This window comes from Anaerolineales bacterium (genome assembly GCA_015075725.1).
GTDB lineage: Bacteria > Chloroflexota > Anaerolineae > Anaerolineales > Villigracilaceae > Villigracilis.
Map to the genome: position 1 here is coordinate 1 of JABTTV010000003.1, position 11256 is coordinate 11256.

General features: G+C 53.6%; 11 protein-coding genes and 1 tRNA gene. 3 read left to right on the top strand and 9 right to left on the bottom strand.

Annotation, left to right across the window (positions count from 1 at the left end; all coding sequences use genetic code 11):
• Window positions 1-39 precede the first annotated feature (39 nt).
• On the top strand, window positions 40-486 hold the full coding sequence (locus HS100_22975; protein MBE7436793.1) for a hypothetical protein: 447 nt from the start codon (window positions 40-42) through the stop codon (window positions 484-486).
• 165 nt (window positions 487-651) lie between these two features.
• On the opposite strand, the gene HS100_22980 is transcribed toward HS100_22975, so the two are convergent.
• Both HS100_22980 and HS100_22985 read right to left on the bottom strand, forming a co-directional pair.
• Window positions 652-930 carry a hypothetical protein gene (locus HS100_22980; GenBank protein MBE7436794.1) on the bottom strand — a complete coding sequence of 93 codons (279 nt, stop codon included), beginning with the start codon at window positions 928-930 and terminating at the stop codon, window positions 652-654.
• 117 nt (window positions 931-1047) lie between these two features.
• Complete coding sequence (locus HS100_22985) at window positions 1048-1791, bottom strand: hypothetical protein (GenBank protein MBE7436795.1); 744 nt, start codon at window positions 1789-1791, stop codon at window positions 1048-1050.
• A 69-nt stretch (window positions 1792-1860) separates the two neighbouring features.
• Between HS100_22985 and HS100_22990 the strand changes: the two genes are divergently transcribed.
• Complete coding sequence (locus HS100_22990) at window positions 1861-2103, top strand: hypothetical protein (protein MBE7436796.1); 243 nt, start codon at window positions 1861-1863, stop codon at window positions 2101-2103.
• Between the two features lie 23 nt (window positions 2104-2126).
• On the opposite strand, the gene HS100_22995 is transcribed toward HS100_22990, so the two are convergent.
• From HS100_22995 to HS100_23020, 6 genes are all read right to left on the bottom strand, one after another.
• Window positions 2127-3650, bottom strand: coding sequence for a hypothetical protein (locus HS100_22995; protein MBE7436797.1), 1524 nt, complete (start codon window positions 3648-3650; stop codon window positions 2127-2129).
• Window positions 3651-3751: 101 nt separating this feature from the next.
• On the bottom strand, window positions 3752-4762 hold the full coding sequence (locus tag HS100_23000; protein ID MBE7436798.1) for an ISL3 family transposase: 1011 nt from the start codon (window positions 4760-4762) through the stop codon (window positions 3752-3754).
• Window positions 4763-5222: 460 nt separating this feature from the next.
• Window positions 5223-5298: transfer RNA gene (locus HS100_23005), tRNA-Ala, on the bottom strand.
• A gap of 767 nt (window positions 5299-6065) precedes the next feature.
• The gene (locus HS100_23010) at window positions 6066-7058 is read right to left on the bottom strand and encodes a D-glycerate dehydrogenase (GenBank protein MBE7436799.1); all 993 of its coding nucleotides are present in this window, start codon (window positions 7056-7058) and stop codon (window positions 6066-6068) included.
• Window positions 7059-7149: 91 nt separating this feature from the next.
• Window positions 7150-8127 carry a bile acid:sodium symporter gene (locus HS100_23015; GenBank protein ID MBE7436800.1) on the bottom strand — a complete coding sequence of 326 codons (978 nt, stop codon included), beginning with the start codon at window positions 8125-8127 and terminating at the stop codon, window positions 7150-7152.
• Window positions 8128-8129: 2 nt separating this feature from the next.
• Window positions 8130-9149 carry a carbohydrate kinase family protein gene (locus HS100_23020; protein MBE7436801.1) on the bottom strand — a complete coding sequence of 340 codons (1020 nt, stop codon included), beginning with the start codon at window positions 9147-9149 and terminating at the stop codon, window positions 8130-8132.
• A 77-nt stretch (window positions 9150-9226) separates the two neighbouring features.
• Between HS100_23020 and HS100_23025 the strand changes: the two genes are divergently transcribed.
• Complete coding sequence (locus HS100_23025) at window positions 9227-10936, top strand: DUF2207 domain-containing protein (protein MBE7436802.1); 1710 nt, start codon at window positions 9227-9229, stop codon at window positions 10934-10936.
• A gap of 67 nt (window positions 10937-11003) precedes the next feature.
• Here HS100_23025 and HS100_23030 read toward each other — a convergent pair.
• Window positions 11004-11256: hypothetical protein (locus HS100_23030; protein ID MBE7436803.1), on the bottom strand; the 253-nt coding region annotated here is incomplete at its 5' end.

Here is an 11256-nt window from a genome sequence, read left to right on the forward strand (position 1 = left end):
CAACAGCGAAAAAGAAAGCGCAAACGCGCGGAGAGACGATTGAGGGGTCATCGTCACCATCCGGCGTTTGCGCTCGAAGACGTGCAGGATTCGTTCCGCATCGGCAGAACCGGTTCCGCGTACCGTATGTATCATTGTCACGGCGTTACCTGCAAGCCCGCCCACACCGCAATGAAGCTCTCTCTCCTTATGCTCCATGCGTGCGATATGGGCGGGAACGCAGACGACTGCGTTCCTGTCATGGTTGGCCAAAGAATGTTTCAGGGGGCGGCATTCGGGAAGCGGGATTATTCGTCGCCGCGTCCGGTTTATCACAAACGGAATATTTCGAGGGCGGGAAGCGGCGCGGCTCTGTTCAACGGGTCTGTGGTTTCAATAAAGGTTGAACACATAGTTGTACCCGCACAGAAACCGTATGCGCCGGTTTCGCCCTCTTTTCGACGGCTGTTCACTTGTCTCTCTCCTCCCGCATTGGCAGAAGTCTGACCAGCGAACGCGAGAACCTAACATGGAACGCAAAGTGTGTCAAGGGAGCGCTGGACAAAAAATGATCTTTCTTTGAAAAAGAAGTCTTTTTTATGCAAAATGTGTAAATAATTCTTTACAATCGTCTATTTCTTTTTGGACAGGCCAAGTATCCAGCATGTTCATTCATGCGGATGCCGGTCGCATGGTTTCCATCGATTTCTTGACAAAAAGGTCGGAAACACCTAGGGTGCCCGGTCCCATGAATGCGTTTATGGGAAGCGGGTAGGCGACAACGTTTGTAGGATTCCCGCATGTTCGGAACGGAAACACGGAGGAAACAGGAATGACGAGCCGCATTGACGATGCATGCTCCGCGGGCGCTTCCAGCCGGATGAAGACGATGTTTTCCGGGTAGATTACGGAGACCATCGCCCCCCGTTCTGGTTCATGCAAACCAAGCATGAATGCTCCATCCGCGTTTCTACGGTTCCTTCGTTATGCCGCGCACAATAGATGAAAGATACACGTGGCTTCTTTGCAGAGCCGCTCGCCCCCGTCAAAACGCATGGCGGGGTTTTCTTATGATTTAGGAAAATGTTTGGAGGCTTCTTTCAAAGCCAGATCGAACAGGACGCGAAGGGTTTTTGCGAGCGCCGCGCTTTCAATGATGACCGAATACATTTTTCCTTCAAAGGTCACGAGGGCGATTTTATTGCCGTAGATGGTGATATTCGACTTGAACCCCGCATACTCCTTGGGCAGCAAATACCGGTCTGCTTTCGGCATAATGCTTTTGGGTTCGCCGGAGAGTAGGGAACGCGCTTTCATTTTGACGGTATGCGTCCGAAGCGGTTTGAGATCCTCCACATCCAGCACGGCATAGAGCGCATCTAAATCCGCGATTTCTTCGAAGTGCTCTGCCTTAGCTTCGTACATGTCGGCCAAAATGGCCTTGACGCCTTCTTTTCCTTCGAACACTCGCACCGTGGGACGTTCGCCGCCGATTTGTAATTCGAGTTCCGGCACGAGGCGTTCAAGGTCGCGGATGCGCTCGTTCATATCCGATTCGCGGCGGCGGGCATATGCAAGAAGTTTTTCCGGATGCTCGGCCGCATACAGACGCTTTTTTCCATGTAGAGCGCTCGACATGATTCCGCGTTCCGACAGGCTGTCGATGGCCACGTAAATGGCCTGCCGCGACAGTCCGGTGCGTTTGGTGAGATCCAGCACGGTTTGCGGACCGTATTGGAGCGCCGCGCGATAGGTTTTGATTTCGCTGTCCAAAAGCCCGAGTGACTTTAAAATTGGCGTAATATCCTTCATAGCGACCCCTACTGTATCACGATTCTGCGCTTGACGCATGGGCGCGTTTCGGGTCAGGATTTGCCTATCGTGAAAGCCGCACGTTTCGCCACCGTTCAGAACCGCCGTTCTTTTCACTTGCTGCTCCGCATGGGGACGCTCATGCGCGTTCGCGATTGTTTTCGCGCCCTTCCATGGGATACGCTCGACACGGAGCGCGTGATCCGCTGCGAGCTGTTATCCAACGGCGTCGTTCATCTGCATGAATGGGACGGCACCATTGTAATTTTGCGGGCGGAAGAATTCATCCGGCGCGCGGACGGCAATAATTAAGGACGGGCCTTGGGCTTGTCCTTTTACCTATGCAAAAGATTTCGGACAAAGGTGATAGCCTCTTCTTTGGAGCAAATGCGGCCCAGATCCCGTTCGTCCTCCACGGTACGCAGCAGTTCCGAAAAGCGCGGGCTGGGCTCAAGGCCGAGTGCAAGCAAATCTCTTCCCAAAAGAAGCGGTTGTGCGGGTTCGCGGTGGAAACCGTGGCGCAATATAACTTGCGTCATGGCCTGACCCGCGGCATACGGCGCCGATTCAATACCCGGAACGGCGCGGCCGCGATGATCCGCTTCTGCCGCCAACATAAGCACGCGCCAGGAAACGGGCGCAATGCGTTTGATGAGCCGCCGGACGGCATTGGCGTAATTCGCTTCATCCAGATCCCCGCGTTCACGCGCCCAAAAGAGTTCGCGGGGAGCAAGGTGCTCTTTGGTGATCACGACCGCGGCATATTGAATTCCTTCCGAAAATGTCCAGCGGGCAAGCGCGCGCTTTGTCGTTTCTACCCCTGCCACAGCATGATTCGGTGCTCGTATTCTCCCGTCTATCGCGCGCGTGGTTTTTGGCTTTCCCAAATCATGGCACAGGGAACCAAGCATTACCTGCAACCGTTCATGTCTCGTGAGTTCCTTTCCCTGTTCGCGGAGAAGGCCGGCAGCTTCATCCAGCGTCATCATGGTATGCGTCCATACATCGCCTTCCGGATGCCACTCCGGGTCCTGCGGCGCGCCGATGAGCGCATGCAGTTCCGGATAATATCGTTGAATCAACCCCAGTTCTTTTGCCAGCTCCCATCCCACGGACGGTTTTTCCGCCAAGAGCAGTTTTTCCACTTCACCCGTAATGCGCTCCTTGGGCAATTCGTTCATGTCGCCCCGCGCCACCATTTCTCGCATGGTTTCCCGTGTGTCCGTTTCTGTCATCAAATCGAAACGCGCGGCAAATTGCAGCGCGCGGTATACGCGCAGAGGATCGTCAGGGAACCGCTCCGCATCTGTCATGCGGAGCCGCTGATGCGCAAGGTCGCGCAAGCCGCCGAACGGATCCGCCAAATGGCCCGTAAGCGGATCCGCAGCCATGGCATTAAAGGTAAAGTCGCGTCGCCTTGCCGCATCTTCAATGCTCATGGATGGGTCGCCCTCCACGCGGAATCCTCGATGGCCGCGGCCGGATTTTGATTCGCGTCGCGGAAAAGAAATGTCGAAAGCCTCTCCGCTTCGGAGCGATATGTGATACACGCCAAACGATTTTCCAACCTTGTTTACCCGATGCGGGAATTCTTCTTCCAAAAGCTTTTCGAGCCTTTCCGGGGATACGCCGTATACTTCGACATCCATGTCTTTCGATGGAATCCCCATAAGCGCGTCTCGTACAAAACCGCCGACTAAGAGCAGGCGGGGAGATTTTCCGGCATAGTCGGGATTGGCCGGCAAACGTGAAACGGTTTCTGCTAGTGTTTGTACGGTCATTCCAACCGCACCTGTTTTTTGCATGGCGGTTTCGATACGTTCGGCAATCGTTCGTTTTCCTAGGGGGAATATGGGCATGCATGGCCATTGTAGCAGGGAGAGGGGAGGGAAAAAATTTTTTTTTGCAAAGCATTCTGGGAAAAGTTTTGTACGGGTATGAGCCGAGAATCGGCTCTTTCTCAAACAAGGTGACGCTTTAGGAGATCGAGCAGGGTCAAAATTGGAATAAACGCCAACGTCATTTTGGCGATGTAGTTCAACTTGTTCCGGAAGCCGTACGAGATGCGTTTGAGCAGCTTGATCCTCGTATGGACGCCTTCGGTATATGCATTCGTGGTTCTGCCGCATGAAAAGTAATTCAGGATGTACGGACGCCACCGCTTCAATGTTCGGTACAACTCCTGCCAGCGGCTTCTCGGGTCGCATTCAAGCCCCTGGAGCAGGCTGTCAAACCTGCGTGCGGCTTCCTCCGGCTTCTTCATCCGATAGACGGTCCGCATGATTTCCTTCATTCTCCAAAACTCCGCAATGGCCGGGTACCGTTTGAAGATGACGTCGAGTTCGACACGTTCCTTCTCGTCCAGATCCTCCTTGTTCTTTTCGAGGAGCTGTTTTGGGAGCGGCCATTTGGATGTCGTATAGAGACTCCGCAGCTGTCCGAGGTGGAAATTGAAATGCTGGATGACATGGAATTTATCGATCACGATCGGCATGCCGGGAAGCTCTTTCTCCACCACAGATCGATACCCGCCATGCATGTCCGTGCACACGGTTTTGATCAAGGACTGGGCGCGTTTCGGCATGGTTCTGAACCAAGCCGCAAGCGTCGCATTGCGATCATCCGTGAGAATGCCGAGGAGCTTGTGATGCGTGATGTCCGTGAGGGTGATGACAAGATCGCGACCCGCGAAGCTGTGTTCGTCGATGCCAAGGACGAACGGCTCCTCGGGCCATGCCGTTGGGACCTGATCCATGAGACTTCTGGCTGACCGGATGAGCGACATGGCCGAGATGCCATATTCTTTGCCCACGGCGGAAAAACTTCGATCGCGGATCTTCGGAAGGATGAGTGAACGGAATCGCTCTGTGGTCTTTCGCCGATCAATGCCAGGCAGCGCCTCACGAAAGATGCCGCACCGCTGACATCGGAAGTCACGAATCGTCGCTTCTAAGGAAGACGAGTTTCTCATCGCAGAATCCGTGCGTCAGGCGCCGCGTCACCCGTTTTTGAACTCGCTTCGTCGATCGACCGCACGTTGGACAATGGGTGCAACGTCGAGGCGAGCGGACGTACAAGATGATCTTTTCTTCTTCCAAGACCATTCGATCAAGAAACAATCCCGTTAGACAAAATAAGGTACCCAGGGTACGTTTTTGCGTAGACATGGTGTGTGCGATTAGAGAAATGTGGAAATTTATCTAATTGCAGCACCGTGTTTTAGTTTTGCACAACCTAGTTTGAGAGACAGCCCGAGAATCTTGACAAAGTCCAAATTTTTTGAAACGATGTTTTTGTACATTCCGCGTGCGTGCCCCCTATTGGCACGGCGCGTGCACTATTTGGGCCGTCCGTTTCTCGCGGACGGCCTTTTTATGCGAAATATATTTTTTGAAAAAATAAACATCCCTCCGTTTCGGAGGGATGTTTTATGGTGGACCCTATCGGATTCGAACCGATGACCTCCTCGTTGCAAACGAGGCGCTCTACCAACTAAGCTAAGGGCCCATGATTTATTATGGAAGTGACAAAGACCAACGCTTGGATGGACGACCTTCCTTGTGGAACCGTGACGTTCTCCGAACGAAGCGAAGGGATCAGTAGGAAAAGCGAGCCGTACCATATCCGTATTTTTAGGCTACGTCAAGCATGAATGAGGGTAATTTCGGCTTCATTGACGTTAAAAACCATGGATGTTAGCGTCATTCCGTGAACAAAAAAGGATTGTTGCTGTGACGCGCGACAGACGCGATTCGTATCCTACGATTCCAGACGGCCGTATGGCCGTAGATCACCAACAAACGCTCCTTTGGATGGAGATTGGCGAGCAAGCTACCTATTCTATAGGTCCTCGTGACGGCTCGGCGTCTGTCGTCGAACTTCGTGTAAGCCAAACGCTTATCCGGGACATCCCGTATGTGCAAGAACTCGGGTTGAAAATCCAATTTGTTCTTGCAACTTCGCGAACAAAGGCTACTCACGCCGCTTCGGATGCAGGCGTAGACGAGCTTCTCGGTATACGAACGGCCTCGGCGAAACCGTCCCCGCCGGTTAGGCTTCCCTACACCTTTGTCAAAATAGAGAACGTACCAAAACTTCGTAATATCAAGAGGCTCTGGGTGCGTCCGCACATTTTGCTCGCGCATCATGCGAAACCATGGCTTCTTGAAATCGAATTCCCAAACATTAAAGGAGTGCCGCGGATCCTGCGTCCGTCGAGCGGTCCCATTCTCTCGTTCTAAAAGCCCCGACGCGTGCCGGGGCTTTGATGTTTGTCAGACTTTTGCGGGCGTCAGCGGCTTTTTTCCAGCAAGAACGGCAACAATGTTTTTCGCGGCAACCTCTGCCATGCCTTCGCGAGCTTCAATGGTCGCGCTTGCGATATGAGGGGTCAGAATAACGTTCTCAAAGGCTTTAAGTTCCAAATCGTCGCGGAGATCGCAGTCAATGGCGGGTTCGCATTCGAATACATCCAAAGCGGCACCGGCAATTTTCTTTGCTTTTAGGGCTTTCAACAGCGCTTTTTCGTCCACGACCGGACCACGCGCCGTGTTAATGAGGAAGGCGGTTTTTTTCATGAGGCGAAGCTGCTTGGCGGAAATGAGATGCTTTGTTGAAGGGAGCAGGGGGACATGGAGCGAAACATAGTCCGACTGCTTCAACAGCGCATCCATGGAAACATATTTCGCCCTAAAGGTTTTTTCGATATCAGGATTTCGTTTCATATCCGAATACAGTAGCTTCATGCCAAAGCCGTTTACGGCATGGAAGGCCACATTGGACCCAATGCGTCCGGCGCCGATAATGCCAAGTGTTTTTCCGCGCAAATTTGATCCCAAAAGCTGGTCTGGTTTCCATCCCGTGTATTTACCGCCTTTTGAAAAGCGATCCGCTTCGGCAATGCGATGTGCCAGCGTGAGCATGAGGGCAAAGGTGTGTTCGCCCACGGATTCGTTGACGGCTTCGGTTGGCGTGTTCGTAACAATAACGCCGTGTTTTTTTGCGGCCTGTAAATCCACATTGTCAAAACCTACAGCGTAGTTGGCGACGATTTTGAGTTTTGGCCCGGCCGCGCGGAAGAATTCTTCGTCAATGCGGTCGGTCAAGAGCGGCAGAACGGCATCCCGGCCCTTGGAAAGCCGCAAAAGCTCTTTTCGTGATATGCCGTACACCTTGGGATATACGGTAACAGCGTGTCCGGCTTTTTTCAGTATGCGCACGGCGTTTTCGGCAAAGCCTTTGGGGTTAAAGGAGATAAAAATGTTCATAGGTTTTCGTTGGTGGTGAGGAGTGAATGGATGTATTTAACGTGGCGATAGGTTTTTTAATTCAACAACGAAACGCAAATCGCTAACTCTGTCAGGTTTGCTCCACTGCATATATCCGTGCGTATCCACGGCGTTTTTCCGCGGGAATATAGAGTTTGAAGAGCGGCAGAATAATGGTGGTGGCCACAAAAATAGCCACGAGCTTTGGGGCAATGCCGGTATCTCGGAAAAATCGGTCGGCTAGCCATACGCCGAGCGTGGTATTCATGTACATGAGGCAGAAAATAATCGTGAGCCGGTCGAGCTTGTCGCGCCACGCAAGCAGAGAAGCCGCGAGCCATGCAATACCGAACCAAAAAACAATCATGAGGAAGACAATAATAATGCCGTCGGCGCCGATGCCGAGCCATGCGGCGCCCGTTTGGGCGCCGGAAGACGCGCTCGAGGCTGTGACCGATGCGATGACGAGCGCAAAGGCCGCCAGATTCCCCATGCGGATGGCGGCATCCGCTTTTTGAATACGTTTCTTACCAGCTTTCCATTGGACAATCCCGGCAAGAAGCAGAGGAACGATGACAACCACCGATATATTCGTCATCATGCTCACGGTATCGATGGCCACGGTTTCGCCGATGAGGACGTTCAACATGATCGGTACCACGAATGGGGCGACCACGGACGTGGACACGGAAATAAGGAGAGCGAGCGACGTTCTGCCTCCCATAATTGCCATAACGGCTGGTGCCGTGAGGCCGGTGGGCATGGCGGCGGCGAGAATAAAGGGAAGGGTCCAATCCGGCGCAAAAAATTTAAGCGGTATGGTTATCAAAAACGGCATAATCACCATCATCATGGAAACGGCGAGCAAAAGCGTCCTCCAGTCTTTTACCTGCATAAGGAGCGCCGCATAATCTAGGCGTATGCCCGTGGCGAACATAATGACCATGAGGAAAAAGCTGTTCAGCGGATTGAGGGGCGCAAAAAATTCCGGAATAATAAAACCGGCGACGAGAGCCAGCAGAACGAGTCCGAGCTGATAGCGGCTTATGAAATCGAGAACGGCTTTCATGGCTAATTGCGGATATGGGCGGATTGTATGCGCACGCGTGCGAGTTCCCGTTCCGACGGCCACGATTCAAGGATGCCGTTTTTCGCACCCATTTGCATAATCACGCCAAGGGCATTCAGCATTCCCACGCGGAGTCCTATAGTGAGATCGCAGGTTTTCATGAAACCGGCAACAAATCCGCTTCCGAGCGCATCTCCGGCACCCGTGGTATTTACTCTTCTTCCCGGAAGAGCCGGGGAAAACCAGGTACAGCCTCGCGCCGATAGGTAGGCGCCGCGGGGTCCGTCGGATAACAGGAGCGCCACACGCGGCAGGTCTGCGATCTTATCCATGATGGTTTTCAAATGCCGCACCGGCGTTTCCGTAAGCAAGGCCGCTTCTTCACGGTTAACATCAAAAATGTCCACCCTGCGGATGAGTGGTGCGAGTTTATCCAGTCCTTTGGCGAGTTCCGCGCCCCCGGGATTCCATGCCACCTTTGCGCCGCAGGCAAGAGCGCGGTCGAGGATGAGCGAAAGAAGGCCTACATCGCCCCCTAAAGATGTGACATAAAACCAGCGTGCGGTGAGATTGTTCCACGGAATCGCCTTTGTATTGATTTCCGCGCTCGCGCCCCGGAATGACAGAATGCTCCGGTGGCCCGAATGAGCGAGCAGAATAATGCTTTGTCCCGTGCCCACTTTTGGATCTACCTGCACAAAGGCCGTAGAAACGCCGTCGGAGCGCAATTGGTCCGTAACGAGGCCCCCGAAAACGTCGTTTCCCACGCGGCATACCGCCGCGGTTTTGAATTTGAGCCGGCCGAATGTAGCCGCGGCATTTGTGGCTCCGCCACCGGTATGAAGACTCAAGTCATCAAGAGCAAGCTTTGCTCCCAAGGGGAAACATGCATCAAACCCTGTAGGGGACGAACGAGAAGGCTCCAGCTCGAATGCTTTGCTTTTTGCAAAATGGTCAATCACCCCGGAACCAATCGTAATCACATCGAATACCGGACGACGGCGGGATGCCGCATGTTTCATAGGTTCCTATCATACCATGGCAGCCGAAAGCTGGCGTTTCGCGGGAAATCGGCATAGTGTATAGCACATACCATACTATGAATATCCGACGTCTGTTTCTCCTTCTTCCGCTTTTTGCCGTCCTGTTTTCCCCCATGGCTGCGCGAGCCGCCGGCGAAACCATTCGCGATTTTCAGGTGACGGCTGTCGTTGCGGCGGACAGGACGCTCACGGTGACGGAACGCATTACCTATGATTTTGGCGACAATGAACGACATGGGATCTATCGGATTATTCCTACAGCGTATGAGCGATACGGGGGGAAATACAATCTTCGGCTTGAAGCCACGAAGGTTCTTCAGGATGGAAAGCCCGCGCAGGTGAAGGAAGAGCATCCGTCCGGCAATCTGAAGCTCCGCATCGGCGATCCGGACGCGTATGTTACCGGCGCGCACGTGTATACCATCACCTATCGCACGAATCGCGCCATTAATTTCTTCGACGGCGAAGGGGAGCTGTACTGGAATGTCACGGGCAATGGCTGGGAGATTCCTATTGAACACGCGAGCGTTCAGGTGACAGGCCCAAAGGGCTATGACGCGATGTCGGCGAGCAGCACTTGTTTTACGGGCGTTTATGGATCCACGGAACGCGCATGCTCCACGAATGCCGCGGGGGACACGGTCGAATTTTCCTCTACGCGCCTCCTCCGACCGGCAGAGGGCCTTACCATCGCACTTCGTTTTCCGAAAGGAATGATCGCAGAACCGACCCGGGCGGAAATCATTTGGCAGATCGTAGCTGACAATGGCGTGTTGTTCGTCCCGGTCTTCGTACTGTTCTTTATGTTTTTTCGATGGCGCAAGCGGGGGAAGGAACCGGACGGCCGAGGAACCGTTGTGCCGCAGTATGAACCCCCGTATGGGCTTTCGCCCATGGAAATGACCGGTCTTATGCGACAGGATATTCCCCATGAGGGCATTACGGCCACATTGCTCGATCTCGCCCGCAAAGGGTATTTGAAAATTGAATTCGGCGAGGAAAAACGATTGTTCAAGAATAAGCAAACCTATGCCTTCGTGCGGAAGATGAGCCCGCCGGAAGATGCGCCGTCATTCGAACGCGAACTATTCGATGGCATCTTCGGCGACGGCGAGGATAGGGTGGAGCTGGAAGAATTGAAGGGGAGCTTTTATAAGGATATTCAGAAAGCGAAAGATCAGGTATTCGAAGCGCTTCGTGACAAAGATTTATTCGGGGAAAGCCCGGGCAAGGTTCGGGGAACATATTTCATTGCCGGCGGCGCCGTGGCGGCAATTCCGATTTTTTTGTCGTCTTTCTATGGCTTCAGCGCGATCGCGTTTGCTTCCTTTATCCTCTCCGGGGCCATTATCGCGGCATTTGGCTGGTTTATGCCTCAAAAAACCGTCAAAGGCGCGGAGGCGCTGGAAGAAGTAGAGGGATTCAAATGGTTTTTATCCGTTACGGAAAAAGACCGAATGTCCTTCCACAATGCTCCGAAACTTAAACCGGAAACCTTCCATGCGTATTTGCCGTATGCTATTGCTTTCGGCGTTGAAAGGGAATGGGCGGAACAGTTCAAGGGCATGCAGATTCCCGAACCCGAGTATGCAACGGGCTATGGCGCATGGAATGCGGCGGCATTTGCGAATAGCATGCACGCCCTCGACGCCCAAGCCGCAAGCGCCGCGTATGCAGCTCCTTCCAGCGCTGGTTCCGGCGGCTCCGGTTTTGGCGGAGGCGGATCGGGCGGCGGTTTTGGCGGAGGCGGAGGCGGAAGCTGGTAGGCTCTTGGCAAGAGAAAGCCCCCGGGCCGTAAGGCTTTCGGGGGCTTGTGAATGAGAGAAGGAGCATTTAGCGCCTCTTCCGTTTTTCTTTCGAGTGCCGCGCTCGCGGCGGCATATAGGATCTCCTGTCGGGATCCACGCCGAGAATGGTGTACAGGGCGTCGCGGAGCTTGTCGGACAGCTGTCCGCGGTTCCTGTTCATGAGTTCTCGGCACAGCATATTGCCAAGGTCTTTAGTGGTGGCGCCTTGCGCCTGCCCGATGTCTCCGTAGGTTTTCGGATCCAATTCCGAGAGCAGACGGATGAACAGATCTTTGAGC

Excerpts from the sequence above, each read along its gene's own strand:
- HS100_22980 (MBE7436794.1), bottom strand. The coding sequence starts at position 930 with ATGCTTGGTTTGCATGAACCAGAACGGGGGGCGATGGTCTCCGTAATC.
- HS100_22985 (MBE7436795.1), bottom strand. The coding sequence starts at position 1,791 with ATGAAGGATATTACGCCAATTTTAAAGTCACTCGGGCTTTTGGACAGC.
- HS100_22995 (MBE7436797.1), bottom strand. The coding sequence starts at position 3,650 with ATGCCCATATTCCCCCTAGGAAAACGAACGATTGCCGAACGTATCGAA.
- HS100_23000 (MBE7436798.1), bottom strand. The coding sequence starts at position 4,762 with ATGAGAAACTCGTCTTCCTTAGAAGCGACGATTCGTGACTTCCGATGT.
- HS100_23010 (MBE7436799.1), bottom strand. The coding sequence starts at position 7,058 with ATGAACATTTTTATCTCCTTTAACCCCAAAGGCTTTGCCGAAAACGCC.
- HS100_23015 (MBE7436800.1), bottom strand. The coding sequence starts at position 8,127 with ATGAAAGCCGTTCTCGATTTCATAAGCCGCTATCAGCTCGGACTCGTT.
- HS100_23020 (MBE7436801.1), bottom strand. The coding sequence starts at position 9,149 with ATGAAACATGCGGCATCCCGCCGTCGTCCGGTATTCGATGTGATTACG.
- HS100_23025 (MBE7436802.1), top strand. The coding sequence starts at position 9,227 with ATGAATATCCGACGTCTGTTTCTCCTTCTTCCGCTTTTTGCCGTCCTG.